The sequence below is a fragment of the Arthrobacter rhizosphaerae genome, from assembly GCF_023062595.1.
GTDB classification, from domain to species: Bacteria; Actinomycetota; Actinomycetes; order Actinomycetales; family Micrococcaceae; genus Arthrobacter; species Arthrobacter rhizosphaerae.
Map to the genome: position 1 here is coordinate 145,564 of NZ_JALLAN010000003.1, position 21,998 is coordinate 167,561.

Below are 21,998 nucleotides of genomic sequence, written 5' to 3' on the forward strand. Positions count from 1 at the left end.
CTGAAGGGGTTGCGCCAATGTGTCTCGGGCCTGAGACAAGGGCAGAGGAACTTACACCCCGGGTGCACGACGTCGACGCTCAAGGTGAGTGCCGACGTCGTGCATAACCCCGTTTCCCGCACAAAACTCCAAATGAGGAGCCGGGCAGCCGCTTTAGGCCTTCGCCAAGCGTGCGGCTCCGGCCATCGCCGAGCTGCCCAAATCGCTCCCTTTCAGAGCCTGCCCGGCTTCAAGGGCATCTGTCCAGGCATCGGTGGTGCCGACCGCGGCCCAGTTTGAGTTCAACAGTGCGAGCAGAGTGGTGTGTACTGTTTTTGCGTCGGCAAAACCAGCATCATTGGCGAGGTTGATGGCTCCGGTGGCATCGGAGAGAACTTCGGTATCGAACCCGAGCGCCTCGGCTTCGACGGCCGAGGCCAGGATGCAGTTGTTGGTCATGTAGCCTACGAGGGTGACGGTGTCTATGTCATGCTGGCGCAGCCAACCCGCAAGGTCAGTGTCAGCGTAAACCGATCCGTACTGCTTGGTGACCTCTTTCCATGCGTCGGTCTTGCGGCGTTCGACGTCGGGGTGAAGGTCAAATTCCGGCGTTCCCGGGGCGAAGACCGGTGCGCCTTCACCTTCACTGTGCTGGATGGCCGCGATGGGGATGCCGGCGGCGGCTGCAGCATCAATAGCGCGCACAATCATCGGCACGGACTCCTGGTGCGGAGGGTACTGAATCTCGAGAGGTCCGCTGAAGTACTGCTGCTGGACATCGACGAGGACAAGGGCGCGACGCGGGTTGCTCATTTTTCTCCCAAGAAAGATTGGTTTGCCGCCGGCTGGCAACCCTTCCATCCTTCGCGCTCGGGACAGTGTCCACCAGTGGCACAGATGCCCGTATACGATTGATTCGGGCCAAAAACGCAAAAGGAGGGTCGCATGCGGATCGCGGTGTACGCCTTCGACGACGTGACAATGTTCCATCTCGCGGTTCCGCAGATGGTTTTTGACGAGGTCACGCGCCAAGGACTCGCTGAGTGGAGCACAGTCCTTTTCTCTGACCACGGTGGCAGCGTCCGGACGGCAGAGGGTTATCAACTGGGAGAGGTTCTGGGCCCTGAAGCGGCGGACGACGCGGACGTTGTGGTGGTGCCCTCATGGTTTGATGACGGCCGCGCGCCCAACGAAACCTTAGGCGGCGTCCTCAAACAGGCACACGAGCGGGGTATGACTATCCTGGGGCTCTGCCTTGGCACTATCCCCGTTGCCGATGCTGGCCTGCTGACCGGACGTTCCGCCGTCACACATTGGCAGTCCTTCGATTCACTCGCTGTCCGGCATCCTGATGTATTCCTCGATCAGACCGTGCTTTACATCGATCATGGTGATGTGCTGACCTCAGCCGGCACGGCGTCCGGACTCGATGCCTGCCTGCATCTGGTGCGGAGCCGTCTGGGTGCGGAGGCAGCCAACCGTGTTGCGCGCAGTCTGGTCATTGCCCCACACCGCGAGGGCGGACAGGCGCAGTACATTGAACACCCCCTTCCGCCGCGCTCCTCCGATGACCCGATGGCACGGTTGCTCGAGTGGGCTCTGGGCCGGCTGGGCGAGCCCCTCGGCATCGATCGCCTCGCATCCCAGGCGCACATGAGTCGGCGAACGTTCATCCGGGCCTTCCGGGCTTCGACAGGGACTACACCGTCCGGCTGGATACGCACGCGGCGGCTTGATGCTGCTCGACGGCTGCTGGAAACCACCGACTTGTCGATCGATCAGGTCGCAGCCGACTGCGGTTTCGGCAGCGCTGTGACCCTCAGGCAGAATTTCGCACGAGCCTTCTCCACCACACCCACCGAATATCGACGCCACTTCGACGCCAATCTCGGAAGGGGATCGACGCGATGACGTTGCATCGGCAAGGATGAATGCGTCCCCGTGATGTGAAGAAGGAGTCAACGCGATGACCAAGTATCTGATCTCGTTTCCCAGTGCGGCCATGGTCCTCTCTGAAGAAGACCTGCAGGCGGCTTCGGATGCGTCGCGCGCTGTCGTCCAGGAGGCGAAGGATGCCGGCGTTTGGGTGTTCGGCGGCGGCATCGACGAGAACATCCCGCCCGTCATGGTCGACGGCGATGGGACGGTGCGGGAGGGCACCTACCCACAAACGACGCAGCTCGACGGTGGATACTCCGTGTTGGAACTGCCCTCGTACGATGCAGCCTTGGATTGGGCCGCCAAGCTGGCGGCCGCCTGTCGGTGTGCGCAGGAGGTGCGCGCTTTCCACTACGATCCCGCCAGCTAGGCAGTTCGGTCCCCACGGCGGGCTCCTTCAAAGACCACCCCGGATAGCTTCTAATTTCAGTGGGGTCAACTGCTGAACCCGGATATCAGTCAGTTGGGCACGTTCTTCAGACCGGCAAACATGTCCCTGGCATGCCCTGCGAAATCAAAGCCGCCGTCGCTTCCCCTGACGGTATGCATCGCAAGCGCCCATGCCCCCTCGAAGAGTCCAATGCTCCACCGCGCTTCAGCGAGTCGATGCGCAGCTCCCGGGAGTCCATATTCCTCGAGCAGGGCGGATTCGCCCTCAGCATCAAGATTTGCGGCTTGGGCAACTGTTGCAAGATCAAACATTCCGTCCCCAGCGCCGGCGAACTCCCAGTCGACAAGCCACAAACGGTCACCGTCGTCGATGACGTTGTTGGGCCACACGTCATGGTGCGTGAGAACGGGCGCCGATGTTTCGGCGGCGCGGACTCGCTGCAGATGTGATTGGAGGTCATCTGGCACACGCGCGCCGCGTGCCGCTGCGAGGGAAAGCATCCCTTCCACCCTGTCCGGGAGGGTCGGAAGTTGGCGCGGCGCCGGCACATGGGAAGCTCGGAGCAATCGCGCCATGCGTCGCACACGGTCGTCATCAAAATCAGAATCGGTGAGTGTCCGACCGTCAACCCAGTCAAGAAGAAGCACCCCGTTACCCACATGTGCCACCGCAGGCGACACACCTGCCTTTGCAGCGGCCAGCGTAGCGACAGCTTCCTGATCACGGTCCTGGCCCAAAGTATCCACCGGCTGACCGATCCTCAGGGCCCAAACCCGTGATCCCGCAGAGACCCGCCACAACTCGTTATTCAAACTCTGCCCGGCGGCACGTTCAAGGAGCACGTCCGCATTTTCAAACCCAGGGATCTCGGCAAGGGCTCTTAGCGCGGTGGAATTCATCGATTTATTCCCCATCAATTGATCTCAATTCGATTCGTTTGAAGACTCGGCGAGGGCTTGAGTGACTGAACCGAGGGCTTGCGTTATCTCTTGGCGAATCGTTTCGTCATGGATAAGCCCGTCTGGACTGATGGATTGCGTTGGGACCGGAACGGCTACGCAAGCCTCGTCGATCAAAACCGCACCTGTATATCCCAAGACCGTCGCAAGGGATGAATAACGCTCGCAATGACCGCCGTATTGACTGAACCAAGCCTGGTGCTCCCGCTGATCAGCAAGATTGGAGGAATCATGTGACCACCGTATCTGGGCAGAACGTGGTGAAGGGGCGAGTAATCCATTAGCTAAGCTCAGAGCGTGACCTCTGATACCGCTACGGCGCTGAACCCTCACCGGGTCCAGCGCCGTACAGTCTTAATTCTTAGCCTGGCCCAACTGCTCAGCGGGGTTGGCAGTGGCGCAAGCCTCTCCGTGGGCTCGCTCCTCGCCGTCCAGCTCTCCGGCTCCAACGCCTGGGCAGGTTCAGTCACCACTATCACTACCCTGGCAGCTGCAGTTGCCGCTATGCCACTGGCTGGCCTCGCCGAACGACGTGGCCGCAGGGTTGGGCTCGTATCTGGTGTGCTGTGCGGAATGCTGGGGGCGATTCTGGTAATCGCGGCAACGGTATCAGGGTTGTTTGCCCTGCTCCTCGCCGGAGCCGCCCTCCTTGGACTTGCCACCGCTGCTAACCTCCAGGCCAGATTTGCTGCGGTTGACCTGGCGGAGCCGGAGCACCGGGGCCGCTCCCTTGCCATTGTCGTCTGGGCTGTTACCGCCGGCGCGGTAGCCGGCCCCAATCTGATCAAGCCTGGCGCTGTAGTGGGGGAGGCGATGGGCCTGCCGGGTATCGCTGGACCCTTTGTTTTCTCGACGGCGGGACTCGCGTTGGCGGCCGTCCTGCTCCTCATTGGCCTCCGCCCGGATCCGTTGCTTCACGCCCGGGCCATGAGACAGGCCGCGGACGGAGTCGCGGATACAGCGGTGCCTGGTCCGCGTCGGGGCTCGCTTCTCAGAGGCCTGGCAGCCATCCGATCATCTCCACGGGCTGGACTGGCACTCCTGGCCGTCGTTGCTGCACACGCCTGCATGGTGGCAGTCATGTCCATGACACCGCTGCATCTGCAACTCCTCAGCGAAGGGCCACTTGCTTCGCACAGTGCAGGCCACGCCCACACCGCCAGCACAGAAGTCTTTGTGCTGATCGGCTTCACCATTTCACTGCACATCGCAGGGATGTATGCACTGTCTCCTTTGATGGGGTGGCTCACTGACCGTGTTGGCACGGTCCCGACAATCATCTTCGGGCACGCTCTGATCCTGGCAGCGGCTTGCTGTGCGGGGCTTGGCGCCGGAGAGACCAGCAACGTCACGACAGGTCTGGTGCTATTGGGACTAGGTTGGTCTGCTGCGACCATCGCCGGTTCCACGATGGTTGCGGAAAGTGTCAGCCCCGATCACCGGGTTCTGGTCCAGGGAGTTTCGGACATGCTGATGGGCGCTGCCGGAGCTGTTGGCGGGGCTTTCTCCGGCCTGGTCATGAGTTGGATCGGCTATCAGGGACTGAACCTCGTCGCCGTGGCCATTGCCGCCTTGGTGGTGGCCGTAATGTTGACTTCGAAAATCCGCGATGATCCGCACGGCCTAGGCTGACGCGGTGAGCAATGAGAGCCGGGTACCGGTCGAAGAGCGCCTCTATCTGCCCGCGCCGGGAGAGGAGTCCGACGTCGAACTTATGCCGGCGGGCGATGTCACCGAAGGTGTGGTCCGCGTAGGAGGCACTATCCGCCGGCCGCATCAGCCGCAAAGCTTTGCCGTGGCTGACTACTTGGACTGGCTGGAAGACGCCGGCTTTGACGCCACGCCGCGGTTCCTGGGCAGGGACGCGGAAGGCCGCGACGTCCTGACCTTCGTCTCGGGAAAATGCGCCGGGGCGGAGCCCGAAGTGTGGGTCCAATCGGAGGAGCTGCTGGAATCGGTAGCCCGCCTGACGCGCAGCCTTCACGAAGCCTCCGAAGGATTTGTCCCCGCTGCGCATCCTTTTCCGCCTCGCCCCGTCAGGCAGGATCCGCCAGAACTCGTCTGCCACCTGGATGTCACACCGCAGAACATCGTGGTACGCAAGGGCGTCGCCGTTGGCCTTGTCGATTTCGATCTCGCTGGCCCCAGCACTGCACTCAAGGATGCCTTCAATACAGCCATGCACTGGGTCCCGCTCCGCGATCCCGCAGACGCGTGGCCGGGATGGGAAGGAACTGATCCCTTCCGCCGGCTCCGGATTTTCGCCGACGCCTACGGTTGGACAACTGACGAACGACGGCGGCTTCACGCCGTCGGGATCGACGCCGTCAGGTTGTCCTACGAGCGGATGGAACACAACGCCCGGACCCTGGGAGGCGGGTGGAAGCGGATGTGGGATGACGGCGTCGGCGGCCTCATTGAGCGCCGCGCGCTCTGGCTGGACGCCCATTCTGAACGGTTGCTCGATTGCCTGATCGACAGAGCCCTACGGGAGTCCTGACCGAGCGGGAAAAGACCAATCCCTTGACTTTTTCTTCTTTCGGACGGTCAATGAAATTAGGTACGGCCGCAAAGGGGTTCCCATGGTTAATCCACATCCTTGGAACCGGCTCGTTGCCTTGGGAGACTCCTTCACCGAAGGAGTCGGAGACCCGGAACCGGAAAGCCCCGGAGGCCTTAGGGGCTGGGCCGATCGCGTCGCAGAGGAACTCAGTGTTGACCACCCTGATTTTGCCTACGCAAACCTGGCGGTAAGAGGCCGTCTACTTCAGCAGATCATCGAGGAGCAGGTTGAACCGGCGCTGGCCTTGAATCCGGACCTGGTCACGATCTCCGGGGGCGGGAACGATCTCGTCTTCCGGGCGAGCGACCCGGACCGCTTGGCGGAGAAATTCGATGAAGCGGTGGACAGGCTGAGCGCGACAGGTGCAACGGTTGTGCTGTTCACAGGTCCGGATTGGGGCGCAACGCCCGTATTCGGCCTGATCCGTGGAAAGATTGCGATCTTCAACGAACATTTGCGGGCCATTGCTGTGCGCCACGACAGTATCATCGTGGACCTGTGGGCCCTGCGGCAGTTGAGGGATCACAGCATGTGGGATCCTGACCGCCTGCACTTCTCCCCGCTGGGCCACCACACCATTGCCGCCATGGTCCTGGACACGCTGAACGTGCCGCATTCCCTCGAACCGCTGGAGCCCAAGCCGCTTCCCAAGAGCTCCTGGCGGGGAGCCAGGACGGAGGACCTCGTCTGGGCGCGGGAATACCTCGCACCATGGATTCTCCGCCGCCTCCGCCACCGGACCTATGAGGACCGCGCCGCTAAGAGGCCTGAACCCGGCCCCGTCTTCGGCTCCGCGATGCCGGAGCACACCTCATCGAGCGGCGGTTCCTGAAACCGCCTGACCCGTTCCCGCCCGAGACAGGATCAGGACACTCTTGCGTCCGCGATTTCAAGGACCTCATCCAGGATGGAGAGCCCGCGGTTCGCATCCTCCACCGAAATGTTCAGGGGCGGTACAACGTGGATGCGGTTGAAGTTGGCGAACGGGAGCAGTCCGCGCGTCCTGCAGGCTGCAATCAGCTCGTTCATTTCCGGGCTTGAAGCGCCGTAGGGCGCCAGTGGCTCGCGCGTCTGACGGTCCTTGACAAGCTCAATGGCCCAGAAAACTCCGGTACCACGCACGTCGCCTACTGACTGGTGTTTTTCCTGAAGTGTGGCCAGTCCCGGGCCGAGGACGTCGGACCCAAGTTGCGCCGCATTTTCGACGATGCCTTCATCCCTCATGGCGTTGATCGTCGCCACCGCCGCCGCCGTAGCCAGTGGATGGCCCGAATATGTCAGCCCGCCTGGGTACGCCCGCTGCCCAAAGGTAGCCGCGATCTCCGGCGAAATAGCCACTCCGCCCAGCGGGACGTAGCCCGAGTTCACACCCTTGGCGAACGTCAAAAGGTCCGGAACCACCTCAAAGTGGTCAATAGCGAACCATTTCCCTGAACGTCCGAAACCGCACATCACCTCGTCTGCGATGTAGATGATGCCGTATTTGGTGGCAAGTTCCCGGACGCCCTGCAGGTAGCCCGGCGGCGGCACCATGATCCCTGCCGTTCCGGGAATCGATTCAAGAATGACCGCCGCGATAGTAGACGGTCCTTCAAGCTGGATCATGGTCTCCAGATGCTCCAGGGCCCGCTGCGTTTCTTCCTCCGGCGTCGAGGAATGGAACTGAGTGCGGTAGAGGAATGGCGCATGGAAGTGGACCGTCCCTGCATTGCCGTAGTCGTTGGGAATGCGGCGGGGGTCGCCGGTCACGTTGACGGCCAAGGCCGTTCCGCCGTGATAGGAACGGTAAGCCGAGAGGACCTTGTACTTACCCGTGTGCAACCTCGCCATGCGGATGGCATGTTCGACGGCGTCAGCCCCGCCGTTCGTGAAGAAAATCTTGTTGAGCTCCCCCGGGGTCAGCTCAGCGATCAGCCGTGCTGCTTCCGAACGGGCCTCATTCACGAACTGGGGGGCAACGGTGCAGAGCTTGCCTGCCTGCTCCTGGATAGCGGCAACCACTTTCGGATGCTGATGGCCGATGTTGGTGTTGACCAGTTGTGAAGAGAAGTCGAGAAGCCTGTTGCCGTCCCCATCCCAGACGTAGGAACCCGCGGCTCGCGTGATCGTCATGGGAGTGAGCGTCTCCTGGGCTGACCACGAGTGAAAAACGTGCCTTCGGTCAAGCTCGTAGGCGCGCCGTCCGGCTGCAAGGTCTTCCTCAGGTATCTGCTGTTCGGTGGTTGCAGTCATGGTTGTCTCCTCAAGGACGGTACGGAAAGGTGTTTGGCTTGCCATCCCTAAAGAAGTAAACACCCTTAACAAGCCGCCCGCACCGCTAGTCCTTTCCGCGCAGCCGGGCCTTTTCAGCGATGTCAGTCATCCAGGGCCTGGCTCCATGATGGAACACCATTCCATCGGGCAGGCCCTGTACGGACGGTACGGAATTGGCAATGTCGATAGTGATACGGCCACCGGCCATGGGCGCGTTAGTGATGTGCAGGTCCCCATAGGATTCCGGGAGGGCGGGGTCCATCCACAGGCGGCCGAGTCCGACGTCGGGGTGGTAGCCCATCAGGCTTTTGATGAGCATGAGCGGCGTCGTCGCTGCCCAGGCCTGCGGGGAGCACGCCGTCGGATAGGGAACCGGCCTGGCGAACTGGTTCCGGTCAAAGCCGCAGAAGAGCTCCGGGAGCCGGCCGCGGGAGTATTCGGCCGCCTCCAACAGGGCGGTGGAGATCCGTTGCGCCTGATCCACAAAACCGCAGCGCATAAGGCCACCCACGATGATGGCGTTGTCGTGGGGCCAGACCGATCCGTTGTGGTAGCTGGCGGGATTGTAGGCGCCCATGTCGGTGGCGAGTGTCCGCACTCCCCAGCCACTGAACATTTCGCGGGACATCAGGCGTTCGGCTACCAGCGGAGCCTTGTCGTCGTCGATGATGCCGAACACCAGGCACTGCCCCATGTTGGAAGCGCAGGCATCGACGGGCCGCTTCTTTCCGTCCAGGGCGATGGCGTAATACCCACGGTCAGGCAGCCAGAACTGTTCATTGAACTGCTTCTTCAGCTTCTCCCCGAGCTCCCGGTACTCGGCTGCCAAGGCAACGTCGCCGGCGTCGGCCGCCAGCTTGGAGCGGATCATGTACGCGGTGTAAACGTGGGCCTGGACCTCGCACAGTGCGATCGGAGGTTCGGCAATAGTGCCATCGGCGAAGTTGATGCCGTCCCAGGAGTCCTTCCAGCCCTGGTTGATGAGCCCACGGTCATTGAGACGCGCATACTCGACAAAGCCGTCACCGTCTTTGTCGCCGTAGTCCCGGATCCAGTCCAGGGCCCGATCGGCGTGAGGCAGCAGAGCGGCGATGAGATCCGGTGCAAATCCCCAGCGGCTTACTTCGCCGAGGACGCATACGAACAGGGGTGTGGCGTCAACGCTTCCGTAGTAAGCCGACTTTCCGCCCAGCGCCAACGCACTGGAAAGGTCAAGCCTGACCTCGTGAAGGATTTTGCCCGGCTCCTCCTCGCTCATTTTGTCCACCACGCTGCCTTGGCGGTCGGCCAGTGTCTGCAAGGTACCGAGAGCAAGGGACGGGTCCACTGCTATCGCCATGCTGGAAGCCCAGAGCGAGTCCCGTCCGAACAGCGTCATGAACCAAGGGGCACCTGCGGCGACCACAATCCGCTCGGGATGGTCCGGGTCCTCAATGCGGAGTGAGCCGAGGTCGTCGTAGCTGCGGCGCAGAGTCCTCTCGATGGACTGGTTGCTCATATGCAGCACGGGGATCTTGGCCACCCACTCCTGTCGCCGCTGGTCCCGCGGGGACACCTGGCCTGAGGCCGGACGGACTATGTGTGCCGGCGGATTTTTTCCGTCGACGGCGGGCACGACGGTCAGCGCGGTATTCCAGTGCCCGTGCGGCGGGATACTTATGCGATACGTCAGGGCATCCGATGAGATCCTGGCACCACTGGCTTTGACCACAACCTCCTTCCTGACGTCCTGCCACGTGGCCCGGATAGTCAGGGACTCGCCGTCGGTCTGGCGGGACTCTTCCCACCGACGCCGGACGTGCGCCTCCTTCACCTCGAAGAGGTCAGCGAAATCCGATTCAACGCTCAGGGCAAGTGTGCATTCGGCGGATTGCAAAGAGTGGTTCCAGACCGTGATTTTCTCCAGGATTCCGGCAGCCACTTCACGCTCACGCTCCACGATCAGTGGGCTGTCCGCATACCCGTCCCGCCGGGGCACACGGCAGGCAAACAGGGCACGGTACGGTTCTTTCATCTCCGCTGTCAGCGGCTCCAGGGGCAGCCCGTTGACAGTCAGGTTCCAGCGGGACAGGATGCGCGTGTCTTCATGGAAAACCCCGTGCGGGTATTCCGGATGAATGTCCCCGTTTGCCGACGAGATGCAGAATGACGACCCCTCCACCAAGGTGACCGTCCCGGGTACGACGGCCCCGGCGCGCGTATCAGCATCCAATCCAGCCATCCCGGACACTCCACGAGATCAGCGGGGCCAGGCGCCCCGGCAACTCACTCCACATCCTCGCCTGAAGCACCAAAGGGATACTCCTCCTCGTCAATGGGAACGCTGAGGGCCTGCTCAGCCAGGTCTGCTTCCGAGGCCCCAGCGGCCGCCTCAAACGCCGGCTCCGGCGTTCTCCCCTCACGGCCAGGTACAGCTGAAACATGCTGCTCCAGATAGTCGGCTTCGGGAGCCTCGGACGGAATCTGCGCCGACGGACTCTTTTCCGCCGCTTCCTGGGAATCGTCCGGCAAAGCCGGCTGCTGCTGCTCGACGAGATCCGCCTCCGGCACATCATGTGCTGACGTTGCGCGGGTGTTTTCGCTGTCCATGATTGGTCCCTTCTCGAGAGCGTTATCCACTCGGAGCGGCCCTCCCTTGGGGTCACGAGGACCTATTAAAAAACTACACCCGGCAGCCAATCCGTGCTCCTAAACAAGGGCGGCTGACTATTGACAAGGGTTAGAATAAGCCATAGCGTAAGCCCCGTTGCTCCGCGAAAAACATCTGCAGAGCTTTGGACTTTACGAAGGGAAAGCAATGAAGCTTCTTGAAACCAACGTGTCCCGCCGCAATGTGCTGGCCGGCCTTGGCGCCACCACCCTGGGTGTCATCACCCTTACGGCCTGCGGCTCAAGCGGTTCCAATACGGCCTCGGGCGGCGGGGCCAAGAACTTCGTGATGACTGTGTGGGGCGGAGACCCGGACAAGGCTGCCTACCAGACCCGCCTGGACCTGGCGAAGGCGAAGTTCCCGGACTACAAGATCACGCTTCAGATCATCCCCAACAAGGACTACGCCCAGAAAGTCCAGACCATGATCTCCGGCGGCACGGGCCCGGACATCATGCAGGTGGCCGAGGACGCGAATGCCTACAGCTCCAAGAACCAGCTCCTGGCCCTTGATGAATACATCTCCTCCTCCAAGCTGGACATGACCGCGGCCTTCGGTGCAGTGGCCGAAAACTGGAAGTACAAGGACAAGACCTACGCTGTCCCGGACCGCGCCGGCGCAATGATCCTCTACTACAACAAGGGTGAGTTCGAAAAGAAGGGCCTGGCCATTCCGACCGGCGACTGGACCTGGGATGATCTCCTGTCCGCAGCCAAGGAGCTGACGGGCGACGGCGTCTACGGCTACGGCGGAACCGAATGGTGGCCCATCTGGATGTCCTTTGCCTACCAGAACGGCGGCAAGATCATTGACCCGGACAGCGGACGCCCCACAGTGGACACGCCGGAGGTCATTGAAGCCCTGCAGTTCTGCCAGGACCTGATCTACAAGCACAAGGTGGTCCCGTCCAAGGTTGACTACGCCAACATGGGTGCCGGAGTAGGCGGGGATGCCGCGTTCGCATCCGGCAAGGTGATGATGAACAGCACAGGCTTCTGGAACATCGGCAGCCTCGCAAAGCAGGACAAAATCACCTGGGACGTTGCGCAGATCTGGCATGGCAAAGAGAAAGCCATTTCGGCCTTCGGGTCCGGCCTGGCGATCTCCCGCAGCAGCAAGAACCCTGCTGATGCCTTCAAGATCATTGAGTTCATGACCTCCGCTGAAGGCCAGAAGCCAATCCTGGATCTGGGCCAGGACGTTCCCGCCCGCCAGGACCTGCAGAACAGCCCGGAATTCCTCAAGCCTTCCTGGCTGAAGGCTGACGTGAATATGGAAGTGTTCCCGGAGTCGACGCCGTCGATCTTCAAGCCGCCGTTCATCCCTGAATGGAACGAAATGCAGAAGGCCATCACCGACGCCACTGCAGACTTCTGGCTCGGCAAGACCGATGCCGCTGCCACTGCCGCGGATCTCCAGAAGCGCCTCGGTTCAATCGTCAAGACCCAGGCCTAACCCGGACCGCCATGACCACGCTGCAGCAAGAGAATCCGGCTCCGGCCCGCGCACCGGAGCCGGCAGTCACCGGAATACCAGCCAAGCCCCGTCCCAGCAAAATGAGGCGCAAGGAAGCGCGGTTCTTCTGGCTTTTCATATCGCCATGGATCTTCGGTTTTGTGGTTTTCCTCCTTGGCCCCATGCTGGCGTCGGTCTACCTGTCCTTCACCGACTGGGACTCCTTCACTGACCCCACCTGGGTAGGTTTCGGGAACTACGTGAAGCTCATCACCGAGGACACCGTCTTCCACAAGGCGCTCTGGAACACCCTGTACTTCGCCTTCTTCTCGGTGCCGCTCGGCATGGGCATCGCCCTGTGGCTCGCCGCGCTGCTGAACAAGAAGATGAAGGCGCGGAAGATCTTCCGCACTTTGGTTTACTTGCCTCACCTGGTTCCGATTGTTGCCGTAGCCCTGATCTTTCAGATGATCCTGGCGCCGGACGCAGGGCCCCTCAACCGGGTCCTCGCGATGTTCGGGGTGGACGGCCCGGCGTGGCTCTTCGACTCGGAATGGGTCAAGCCGGCCATCATCCTGCTGTCCCTTTGGCAGGCCGGCGGCGCAACCGTACTGCTGCTCGCAGGGATGAAGGGCATCCCCCAGGAGTTTTACGAGGCTGCGGAAATCGACGGCGCTTCATCGCTCAGGCAGTTCTGGAGCATCACGTTCCCGCAGCTGACCCCCATCATCTTCTTCAACCTGATCATGGGAATCATCGGCGCATTCCAGGTATTCGCCCAGGTGTACATACTGACGCAGGGCGGGCCGGACAACGCGAGCCAGATGCTGGTGCCGCTGCTCTTCACTGAGGCATTCCGGAACTACCACATGGGGTACGCGTCAGCCATCTCGTGGCTGCTGTTCCTGATGGTCATGGCCCTGACGATTCTCGCCTTTTCGACATCGCGCAAATGGGTTTTCTACGAGACGGAGGTCAAGAACTGATGGCTGAGCTCAAGGTGTACCAGAGCACCGCCTTTACGTATGCGGGGCTGATGGTTGCTTCTGCAGTGTTCTTCGCTCCCCTGGTCTTTGTGGTTTCGATCGCCCTCAGCAGCGACCAGACGGTAGGAACCGGTGCGTTCTCGCTGTTCCCCACCGAGTTCCGCTGGGAGAACTTCGTGCGGATTTTCCAGACGCAGCAGCCGGTGGGGAACTTTGTGGTGAACTCGGTCATCATCTCGGTGTTGTCCGCCGTCGGTCAGGTGTTTTCTTCCGCGCTGGTGGGCTACGCGTTTGCGCGGCTCCGGGCGAAGGGCAAGAACATCACCTTTATGATCATGCTTGCCACCATGATGATCCCCGCCCAGATCACCATGATTCCGCAGTTCATCCTGTTCAAGGAGCTCGGCTGGATCAACACGTTCCTGCCGCTGATCATCCCCAACTTCTTCGGCAACGCCTACAACATCTTCCTCATCCGGCAGTTCGTTTCCCGGCTGCCCGTGGAAATGGACGAGGCCGCGATGGTGGATGGCTTGGGATACTTCGGCATTTTCCGCCGGATCGTCCTGCCGATGATGATGCCGGTGCTGATCGCCATCGCCATCTTCACCCTGACCTGGACCTGGGGCGATTTCATGGGTCCGCTGATCTACCTCAACGAGGACACCAAGATGCCGTTGGCTCTCGGCGTACAGCTATTGACCAGCACCAGCCAGGAGTTACAGACCCCGCCGTGGAATCTGGTGATGGTGGGAACCGTGTTCCTGTCGCTGCCGATGATCATCATTTACTACTTTGGTCAGAAGTATATGTATGAAATGAATATTTCAACGGGCAGTGCAGGCGTTAAGTAGTCATGGACAGCACCTCCGGAATCCCGCCCGCGGGAGGCTCTGACCTCATCCGAACGCAGAAACAGGACATGAAAAAGAGAACGTCCAAGGACATCCGGAATGAGAGCCGCTTCGCCTTGCTGCGCGGGCTGTATTCCCTACACACCGCCACCCGCCAGGAACTGGCTGCCACCACGGGATTGAGCTTCGCCACCATCGCCAACATCGTCGGCGAGCTGGTCGACGTCGGCGTTCTGGTGGAGGCGGGCCGGGAGGATTCCGGTGGTGGGCGGCCTGTAACAAGGCTCAGGATTTCCCCGGACCGCGGCGCCCTCGTGGGGGTGGACATCGCGGAGACGTACATCCATGTGGATATTTACGACCTTGCCCTCGACGTCATAGGCCAGGCCGAAAGTGACCTGCCCATTGACGAGAACGACCCGGCGTCGCTGGCCCGGCGGGTCTCAGGTCTCATTGACCAAGCGGCGGCAGCGGCAGGCATTCCACGGGAGGGAATTCTGCGGGTGGGCGTCAGCCTCCCGGGCCAGGTTGATCCTCAGCGCGGAGTCTCCGTGTTTGCCCCCAACTGGGACTGGCATGAGGTCCGGATCCAGTCGCTTCTCTCGGAAGCGATCGGACTGCCGGTCGACGTCGACAATCCCCTACGCGCTATCGCCATCGCCGAATTGTGGTTTGGTGCGGGACGCCTGGTGGACAACGTGGCTACCGTGAACCTGGGTACGGGCGTAGGGGCGGGTCTCGCCGTCGGCGGTGATTTGGTCCGGGGAACAAGCAACACGGCCGGCGAATGGGGCCACACCACCCTGATCTTTGGCGGGCGGTTGTGCCGCTGCGGCCGCCAAGGCTGTGTGGAGGCCTACCTCGGTGTGCCCGGGCTCCAGATGACCATGGCTGAGGTCAATGCTTCCCATGACCTGCTGACTGGAGACCGCCAGCGCGAGTTTGTGTCCGACGTCGCCAAGGGCCTGGCCGAGGGTGATCCCGACTGCATCGAACTGCTGGAGGTGACGGGCCGTTACTTCGCCGCCGCCTTGGGGAACCTGATCAACTTCATCAATCCGGATCACGTGAGTGTCCTGGGATGGACCGCCAAAGTCCTCGGTCCCGAGCTGCTCCGGGTCACCCAAGAACACCTGCCGAACGAAGTGCTCCCGAGCGCAGGGGCCGCCGTCCGCGTGGAGCTGTCCACCGTGCCTGGAAACTCAGTCACCCTGGGCATGGCCACCTTTGCCCTCGAGGGATTCCTGGAGCAGGTGGGGTTGCCCAGCCGCGGGCCCACCAACAGACTGATGGCATCCCGCAAACGATCGCCGGAGGTTGCTGGCGCATGAATCGCGCTTCCCTGAACCTGCCCGAGCTTGACTATGAGCTTTCCCCGTACACAGGCCTCACCCGTCAACACTGGGCAGGCTACGCGGATTTCCTCCTGCGATCGGTCCATCAGCATGCCTCGGACAGCCATGCGAACATCTACCTGCCCGGGCCGGCGAGCGCCTTTGGACGTTCCAGCGATTCGCTGGAAGCGTTCGCCCGTACTTTCCTCCTGGCTTCTTTCCGTATCGCCGGGGATCCCGAGGGCACGGCATGGCTGGCCGACTGGTATGCCGGCGGGTTCGACGCCGGTACTGACCCCGCTTCACCTGAACGCTGGCCAAGGCCTGACGAGCTGGGGCAGGCCAAAGTAGAGGCAGCTTCCCTGGCCGTGGGACTTGCCCTCACCCGGGAACATCTTTGGGACAAACTTCCGCAGCGGGTCCAGGAACAGGTCATCGCCTGGTTCGAAACCGTCATCGGCGGAGAGTACCCGCCCATCAACTGGGTCTGGTTCCAGATTGTGGTGGAGACCTTCCTTTCCACTGTCGGCGGCCGTTTCTCTGAGGAGGACATCGACGCCGGCCTCGCCATCCATGACTCCCTGTACAGGGGCGGGGGCTGGTTCGCGGACGGCCCGGAACGCGCCTACGACCACTACGTGGGCTGGGCGTTCCAGGTCTACCCGCAGGTGTGGGGGCTGATGGCACCGGATGATCCGCGGGTGGTTGCCCGCAAGGCCATGGATGCTGAGCGCCTTGCCGATTTCCTGGACGATGCCGCGCACCTGGTTGGCGCCAACGGTGCCCCGCTTATCCAGGGGCGAAGCCTGATTTACCGCTTCGCCGCGGCAGCACCCTTTTGGGCAGGAGAGCTGGCCGGAAACACCAGGCTCGCTCCGGGGCTGAGCCGGCGTGCAGCCTCCGGAATGCTGGACTACTTTGTCCGCAACGGCGGGATCGATTCCAACGGCCTGCTGTCCGTTGGCTGGCACGGTGAATACCCTGGCATGAAGCAGAGCTATTCCGGGGCAGGCTCACCCTACTGGGCTTCGAAGGGAATGATGGGCCTCGCCCTCCCGGTGGATCACCGGGTGTGGACGGCAGTCGAGGAACCCCTCCCAGTGGAGGCCGGAAACACGCGCCGGATCATCGCGGCACCGGGCTGGAACGTCAGCGGAACGGTGGCGGACGGGGTGGTCCGGGTCGCCAACCACGGCACCGACCACGCCGAGCAGGGGGATGCCACCACCGACTCCCCCCTCTACGCCCGCCTGGCTTACTCCACGCACAGCTTCCCTGACCTCTCCCCCGAATCGCCGGACAACGGCGTCATCCTCGCGGATGCGACCGGTCGGCTCACACACCGCACGGGGTTTGAGGCTTTGGGCACGCATCAGTACGGGACGGCCCTCGTCGGGGCGTCCCGCTGGACGGCCAACTGGATCACCACGCCGCCGGATCCCGGAAGGGACCACGGCAGCGGCTTCCGCGGAGAGGTCACGGCCGGTCCCGAGGTGACTGCAGTGTCAATCGCCTGCGGGGCAGCGGAGGTGAGGATCGTGCGGTTGCGCGGTACCGCTGCCTCTTCCCCCGCGAAGCTGATGTTGGGCGGCTGGCCGCTGGCGCCGTCGTCGGACCTGACCAGTGTTGTCCGTCCCCTGCCAGGCTTCCCGGCTCCGATGGGCGCGGAGCTCGAAACCGGGACCTTCGTGCGGGATACACCGCAACCTATGGGCGAGGGGCTCCGGATTCCCTATCTGCGAACAATTGGTCTAGCCGCGGACGGTCTCTATGCGGCCGTGGTCGCCTTCGGCGGCTGCGGAACACTGAAGGCGGCAGATGCCGTTCGGTGCGTTCCTGACGTTTCGAAAAACAAGGCGGACGACGGCGGTGCGCACCTTGAGTCCGCCCGTCTTGAGTTCGCTGACGGCACCGTAGTCCCGCTCCACGAATTTGCCGATCTCCTGGCACCCTGAAACTTCTAAAAGGAATGAACATGTCTACTTTTGCTGTTGGCGCGCAGGACTTCCTGCTGGACGGCGAACCGTTCCGGGTGCTCTCCGGCGCCATCCACTACTTCCGGGTCCACCCGGATCTGTGGGCAGACCGCATCCATAAAGCGCGGCTCATGGGCCTGAACACCGTGGAGACCTACGTTCCCTGGAACGAGCATTCTCCGCGGCCCGGCGAGTTCCTGACCGACGGGCAGCTGGATCTTGGCCGTTTCCTGGACCTGGTGGCGGCCGAAGGCATGAAGGCCATCGTCCGGCCCGGCCCGTTCATTTGCGCCGAGTGGGACAACGGCGGGCTGCCGGCCTGGCTTTTCCGCGACCCCACGGTGGGAATCCGGACCAGCGAGCCCGGCTATCTTGCCGCCGTCGACGCCTTCTTCAGGGCCTTGCTGCCTGCCGTCGTCGACCGGCAGATTTCCCGCGGCGGCCCCGTAATCATGCTGCAGATCGAAAATGAGTACGGCGCTTATGGCAACGACAAGGCCTATCTCCAGCATCTGGTAGATCTGGTGAAGGGCGGGGGCCTGGACGTTCCGCTGTTCAGTTGCGATCAGCCCGCAGGGACCATGATCGAGGACGGATCGCTTCCGGAGCTCCTGAAGACGGCTACATTCGGCTCCCGCGCGGCTGAGCGGCTGGCAACGCTGCGGAACCACCAGCCCACCGGGCCGCTCATGTGCGCGGAGTTCTGGAACGGCTGGTTCGACAATTGGGGCACCCACCACCACCGGACCGACGCCCTTTCCGCCGCATCCGAACTGGACACGCTGCTGGCTTCCGGGGCATCCGTCAACATCTACATGTTCCATGGCGGGACCAACTTCGGCTTCACCAACGGCTCCAACGACAAGGGCATCTACGAGCCCACCATCACGTCGTACGACTATGACGCCCCGCTGAGCGAGGACGGCTTTCCCACCGCGAAGTACTTCGCGTTCCGGGATGTCATCGCCAAACACTTCCCGGTGCCGGAGGAGGTTCCGGCCGTCCGCCCCGAAGCCGCTTCCGGCTCCGTTTCAGTGACGGCATCGGTGCCCCTGCTGGATGTCCTCGAGCTGCTCGGTTCGCCTCTTTCTTTTGATGGCCCGGCTCCGACCACCGAAGACGCCGAACATTACCGTGGGTTCTCGGTGTACAGCACCACCTTGGCTCATGGTGGCATTTTTGCCATGGCCGAGGTACGTGACCGTGCGCAGGTGTTCCTGGATGGCCATTCCGTTGGTGTGCTCAACCGGGACCACGGCGAGCGCGCCATCAGTCTGCCTTCGGGGGGTCTGCTCCAGGTGCTCGTGGAGGACCAGGGGCGGGTCAATTACGGCAAGCGGATCGGTGAGGTCAAAGGCCTGATCGCGCCGGTAACGCTCGACGGCGCGGAGCTGCTGAAGTGGGACATCCGGCCTTTGGATCTCACCCAGGTTGGATCCCTGCGCGCGGCGGCTGTGTCTTTGGACGGCTTGGGGGACGTCGGCGTGGCAGGTCCCTCCGTCTCGTTTGCGGACTTTGACGCTGACGGCCCGGAAGACCGGTACCTCCGGCTGGACGGCTGGACGAAGGGAAATGCGTTCGTCAATGGCTTCAACCTTGGCCGTTACTGGAGCCGGGGGCCACAACGGACGCTGTACATCCCGGCACCGCTGATCCACGCCGGCCGCAACGAGCTGGCCATCCTCGAACTGCACGGAAGCGCCACGGGGAAGGTGCAGTTCGTTGCCGCACCGGACCTGGGCCCGGACGAAAAATAGGCACACCACTTAGCTCAGCTGCTACATGCCTTCGACTGTGTAACTCCGCTTCATGCCAGCAGTCACCCGACCCCACTCGCTCTCTGTGACCCGCTTCTGATGGGCGCGAAAAGCATCGGCGTCGCGGAACTTCTCCTCGACCTGCCACTCCCCTGGCCTCCGGGTAGGTCGCACCTCAAAGGAGACGCAACCTTCTTCAGCAAGCGTCAGCTCTATGTGAAGAGGAAGGTGCTGCACCACGATCGCAACCTCTTCTTTATCCCTGCAGATGAGTTGCCCTGTGAGAAAGACGTTGTTCATAGCTTCATCCTCACACTGCTCGATTCAGCACCCTGCATCGTAGGGTGGGGACCGGCTAACTGGCGTCCCAAGCGCCACATCTGGCCGGCGGCAAAACGGGGCCTGTCCCCGACGAACAAGGGGGCGCAGCAGCATCAACTCCTCCCCAGCGGAAGATCCTCAAATCATTTGCCCTTCGTCTGAGCAATCCTTTGGGCAAAGTCGTTGAGCGCCGCAGCTACGGCGTCTGGATTGCTCAAGGCGACGTAATGACCTCCTGGAATTTCCAGCGGTTCGATTCCAAGTCGTTGCTGTACTTGGCGTCTCATGAATGACGCTGGAAAGAACCGGTCGTCACGGCACAGTATTGCCTTGGTGGGGACATTCGGATGCCGTTGACCAGGCCAGGGCCGTGCCATCCATGCGCCTTGCTGGTCACGTTCCTTATCAAGGGCCTGGTGTACTAAGGCCTCGGGGACTCCGTTGAAAAAGGTCGCCTGAGGGTCCGGATCTATGGTCTCGCGATCATGACCCGTGTTGGTCCACCAGTCGCCGAATGTCTCGCCGGTTGTTGGAATCATGCCTGCCAGATAGACGAGTCCGTCCGACTGGAGCTCGTCGCAGACCAAGGGCGCGGTAAAGCCTCCCAGCGAGTGGCCGACGACGATGGTGTGCTGGGCGTCGCCCACGGCTGCAGTTACTGTGTGGGTGTAGTCCTCAAGCCCTGCGTTGACGTCTTCGATTGGCAAGTCGACCGCGATGACGTCATGCCCCGATGCCTCGAGCAGGGGTTTGACCAGATGCCAGTCCCATGCGGAGGATCCGCCGCCGTGAATCAGTACGAATACCGCCAAGATCCCACCCCAGTTCCGAAAAAATACGAACAGCTCCACCCTAGCCAACAGCCCCCGCGGCTCAGCTCGGCTGGTCCCGTTGAACGACGTCCGTAGGGGTTCCGTTGCTTCCGCCGTGAAACGGCCCTAGAGCTGTCCGCCCCGCCCGGCCGTCCGATAGTCGTCTCAGTTGCTCGGAAATGGGACGGGAGAAAAACGATTCTTAGGGCTTCGCGTCCGGAGGGTCTCCAGGGGAGGGTGCCGGCGCTGGAAGCTCATGCTGGATCTTTTGTATCTGCTGAGCATGATGAGTTTGCGGCCGGAAGATTTCGTCCGCGATTCCGAGGAGGTCTCCACTAACACGGCGCTTGATGCCTTTTCTCCTATTCCTTCGGGAGGACCAGTACCAAAGCCCAGCCAAACCAGCTGGCACCCCAAGCACCGATACCGCCCCGATCAATATGTCCATGCTCGCAACCCTAGCCGGGGAAAGCGCGTTCGCTGACAAGTGCCGGTCACGCATGTAGGCTCCGAATTAACTTCCGTCCAAAGCCACCATGTTGCAGGGGATCCACACAACATGACAGCGACAAATAGCCTCCTGAAGCTTCCTGCTCCGCTGCGGATCGCGGCCTTGGTGTTTTTCGTCGTATTAGTGCTGTCGTCCGCGTTATTCACACTGCCACTAGGCGAAGGGTCCGATCGCGGCTTAGTCGCCGCGCTGCCAATTGGAAGCATTGGTATCGCCGGATCAGCTTTGGGAATGATTCTGGCTACCGACTTTCGAGGTTCCGCCTGGGAATATGCCCGGCTGAGTAAGGCCCTTGGGCCTGACAGCGGATCGCGCTTTCTTTTTCGTTTCATCCGGATCGCCGGGGGGTTTTTCGTGCTGAGCGGCGTCTGTTTTGTGGCGGTCGCCATCATGGTTGCCTTGGCTCCTGCCACCTGACCATCCGCATGCCGCGGCGCAAGCACCTGGCCGCGGTCCTTGGGCGGGCCCTCGGCGAGGTTCCTGGCCCGGGAGTTCGCTTCGCCCTGTGCGCGGCCGTGAACGCGGTGTCTACCGCCCTTGGGGAAGTGTCCGAGCTTCTTGATGTCCGCATGGATCATCTCGCCCGGCCAGGCGTTCGGGAACCCGGGCCCCGTCGAGGCATGGTGCGCCTTTCGCGAAACCGGAGCCTGCCGGGATCAACAGCCAGTTCTGGACTCAGTGCCTTTCCGGGCCAGCCCCTCCGGCGGCGTTGCCCGCGGTGCGGCCCATCCGCTGCTTTGCGGTGTTGGTCCCGGCCCCAACAGGGACATGTGCCGTGGCCTTGGCGAGACCAAACAAAGGCATCCCGTTGTAGACAACCTCGATGCCGCCGGCAGGCACCTGGTACGTCTCGTGCCAGACGCCGACGTCGCCGGTTCCGGAGAGTTCCTTCATGAACCGGCGCCAGGGTGCCAGATGGGGCGATTCCCGGTCCGCGGCAAATTTCCGCAGATGCTCCGGACTCTCCCAGTAGCTCAGCACCATGGTGGTGCGGCCGAACCACTGCTCGTATCCAAGCATTCCGGCCGACGGGTCCGCGGCCAGATGCTGGAGCATCCGGGGCATGGCGGCGGCCACCTTGCCGACGGCGCCTACCTTCCACCAGCGGTTTGCACGCATCCCGATCAGGAAGACTGTCACGGATTCACGCTCCGGGTCAGCGGTGTACCGGCCCGGAAATACCTTCTGTGCCATGGGAAACTCCTTGGGGCTCCTAGTTTTATAACCTTGTTTCATAACAACGTTACGAAACAAGGTTA

The 21,998-nt window shown here is 62.2% G+C and carries 20 protein-coding genes; 12 read left to right on the forward strand and 8 right to left on the reverse strand.

The window, feature by feature from the left end; translation table 11 throughout:
• Positions 1 to 153 precede the first annotated feature (153 nt).
• Complete coding sequence (locus MU551_RS05570; RefSeq protein ID WP_247041395.1) at positions 154 to 792, reverse strand: isochorismatase family protein; 639 nt, start codon at positions 790 to 792, stop codon at positions 154 to 156.
• A 132-nt stretch (positions 793 to 924) separates the two neighbouring features.
• Here MU551_RS05570 and MU551_RS05575 point away from each other — a divergent pair, with 132 nt between their 5' ends.
• Together MU551_RS05575 and MU551_RS05580 are read left to right on the forward strand one after the other, a co-directional pair.
• Positions 925 to 1,890 (forward strand): GlxA family transcriptional regulator, encoded by a 966-nt coding sequence (locus MU551_RS05575; protein WP_247041398.1) that lies wholly within the window; start codon positions 925 to 927, stop codon positions 1,888 to 1,890.
• Positions 1,891 to 1,945: 55 nt separating this feature from the next.
• Complete coding sequence (locus MU551_RS05580; RefSeq protein ID WP_247041400.1) at positions 1,946 to 2,287, forward strand: YciI family protein; 342 nt, start codon at positions 1,946 to 1,948, stop codon at positions 2,285 to 2,287.
• Between the two features lie 89 nt (positions 2,288 to 2,376).
• On the opposite strand, the gene MU551_RS05585 is transcribed toward MU551_RS05580, so the two are convergent.
• Entirely contained in the window at positions 2,377 to 3,207 is an 831-nt protein-coding gene (locus MU551_RS05585) for a choline/ethanolamine kinase family protein (RefSeq protein ID WP_247041402.1), read from the reverse strand.
• A gap of 357 nt (positions 3,208 to 3,564) precedes the next feature.
• Between MU551_RS05585 and MU551_RS05590 the strand changes: the two genes are divergently transcribed.
• The 3 genes from MU551_RS05590 (at position 3,565) to MU551_RS05600 (ending at position 6,662) form a co-directional block, all read left to right on the forward strand.
• Complete coding sequence (locus tag MU551_RS05590; RefSeq protein ID WP_247041404.1) at positions 3,565 to 4,899, forward strand: MFS transporter; 1,335 nt, start codon at positions 3,565 to 3,567, stop codon at positions 4,897 to 4,899.
• A 4-nt stretch (positions 4,900 to 4,903) separates the two neighbouring features.
• Positions 4,904 to 5,767 carry a phosphotransferase gene (locus MU551_RS05595; RefSeq protein WP_247041406.1) on the forward strand — a complete coding sequence of 288 codons (864 nt, stop codon included), beginning with the start codon at positions 4,904 to 4,906 and terminating at the stop codon, positions 5,765 to 5,767.
• Between the two features lie 82 nt (positions 5,768 to 5,849).
• Positions 5,850 to 6,662, forward strand: a complete 813-nt coding sequence (locus tag MU551_RS05600; RefSeq protein ID WP_247041407.1) for an SGNH/GDSL hydrolase family protein — start codon at positions 5,850 to 5,852, stop codon at positions 6,660 to 6,662.
• Positions 6,663 to 6,694: 32 nt separating this feature from the next.
• Here the strand turns inward: MU551_RS05600 and MU551_RS05605 are convergent, their stop codons facing one another.
• The 3 genes from MU551_RS05605 to MU551_RS05615 form a co-directional block, all read right to left on the reverse strand.
• Positions 6,695 to 8,062 (reverse strand): aspartate aminotransferase family protein, encoded by a 1,368-nt coding sequence (locus tag MU551_RS05605; protein WP_247041409.1) that lies wholly within the window; start codon positions 8,060 to 8,062, stop codon positions 6,695 to 6,697.
• An 85-nt stretch (positions 8,063 to 8,147) separates the two neighbouring features.
• Positions 8,148 to 10,304 (reverse strand): amylo-alpha-1,6-glucosidase, encoded by a 2,157-nt coding sequence (locus MU551_RS05610; RefSeq protein ID WP_247041411.1) that lies wholly within the window; start codon positions 10,302 to 10,304, stop codon positions 8,148 to 8,150.
• Between the two features lie 44 nt (positions 10,305 to 10,348).
• A complete protein-coding gene (locus tag MU551_RS05615; RefSeq protein WP_247041413.1) occupies positions 10,349 to 10,672 on the reverse strand; it encodes an Rv3202a family protein in 324 nt (107 codons plus the stop codon).
• Positions 10,673 to 10,880: 208 nt separating this feature from the next.
• Here MU551_RS05615 and MU551_RS05620 point away from each other — a divergent pair, with 208 nt between their 5' ends.
• From MU551_RS05620 to MU551_RS05645, 6 genes are all read left to right on the forward strand, one after another.
• Complete coding sequence (locus tag MU551_RS05620) at positions 10,881 to 12,188, forward strand: ABC transporter substrate-binding protein (protein WP_247041415.1); 1,308 nt, start codon at positions 10,881 to 10,883, stop codon at positions 12,186 to 12,188.
• Between the two features lie 11 nt (positions 12,189 to 12,199).
• Positions 12,200 to 13,174: a carbohydrate ABC transporter permease gene (locus MU551_RS05625; protein ID WP_247041416.1), complete on the forward strand. Its 975-nt coding sequence runs from the start codon at positions 12,200 to 12,202 to the stop codon at positions 13,172 to 13,174.
• Positions 13,174 to 14,028 carry a carbohydrate ABC transporter permease gene (locus tag MU551_RS05630; RefSeq protein WP_247041417.1) on the forward strand — a complete coding sequence of 285 codons (855 nt, stop codon included), beginning with the start codon at positions 13,174 to 13,176 and terminating at the stop codon, positions 14,026 to 14,028. The genes MU551_RS05625 and MU551_RS05630 overlap by 1 nt, the downstream gene beginning before the upstream one ends.
• A 68-nt stretch (positions 14,029 to 14,096) precedes the next feature.
• Positions 14,097 to 15,359, forward strand: a complete 1,263-nt coding sequence (locus MU551_RS05635) for an ROK family transcriptional regulator (protein WP_247041422.1) — start codon at positions 14,097 to 14,099, stop codon at positions 15,357 to 15,359.
• Positions 15,356 to 17,317, forward strand: coding sequence for a DUF2264 domain-containing protein (locus tag MU551_RS05640; RefSeq protein WP_247041423.1), 1,962 nt, complete (start codon positions 15,356 to 15,358; stop codon positions 17,315 to 17,317). Before MU551_RS05635 ends, MU551_RS05640 begins: the two co-directional genes overlap by 4 nt.
• A 20-nt stretch (positions 17,318 to 17,337) precedes the next feature.
• Positions 17,338 to 19,095 (forward strand): glycoside hydrolase family 35 protein, encoded by a 1,758-nt coding sequence (locus tag MU551_RS05645; protein ID WP_247041424.1) that lies wholly within the window; start codon positions 17,338 to 17,340, stop codon positions 19,093 to 19,095.
• 21 nt (positions 19,096 to 19,116) lie between these two features.
• On the opposite strand, the gene MU551_RS05650 is transcribed toward MU551_RS05645, so the two are convergent.
• Together MU551_RS05650 and MU551_RS05655 are read right to left on the reverse strand one after the other, a co-directional pair.
• The gene (locus MU551_RS05650) at positions 19,117 to 19,395 is read right to left on the reverse strand and encodes a putative quinol monooxygenase (protein ID WP_247041425.1); all 279 of its coding nucleotides are present in this window, start codon (positions 19,393 to 19,395) and stop codon (positions 19,117 to 19,119) included.
• 164 nt (positions 19,396 to 19,559) lie between these two features.
• A complete protein-coding gene (locus MU551_RS05655; protein WP_247041427.1) occupies positions 19,560 to 20,228 on the reverse strand; it encodes an alpha/beta fold hydrolase in 669 nt (222 codons plus the stop codon).
• Between the two features lie 559 nt (positions 20,229 to 20,787).
• Here MU551_RS05655 and MU551_RS05660 point away from each other — a divergent pair.
• Complete coding sequence (locus tag MU551_RS05660; RefSeq protein ID WP_247041430.1) at positions 20,788 to 21,156, forward strand: hypothetical protein; 369 nt, start codon at positions 20,788 to 20,790, stop codon at positions 21,154 to 21,156.
• A 258-nt stretch (positions 21,157 to 21,414) separates the two neighbouring features.
• On the opposite strand, the gene MU551_RS05670 is transcribed toward MU551_RS05660, so the two are convergent.
• Entirely contained in the window at positions 21,415 to 21,933 is a 519-nt protein-coding gene (locus MU551_RS05670) for a DUF4188 domain-containing protein (protein ID WP_247041432.1), read from the reverse strand.
• Between the last annotated feature and the right edge of the window lie 65 nt (positions 21,934 to 21,998).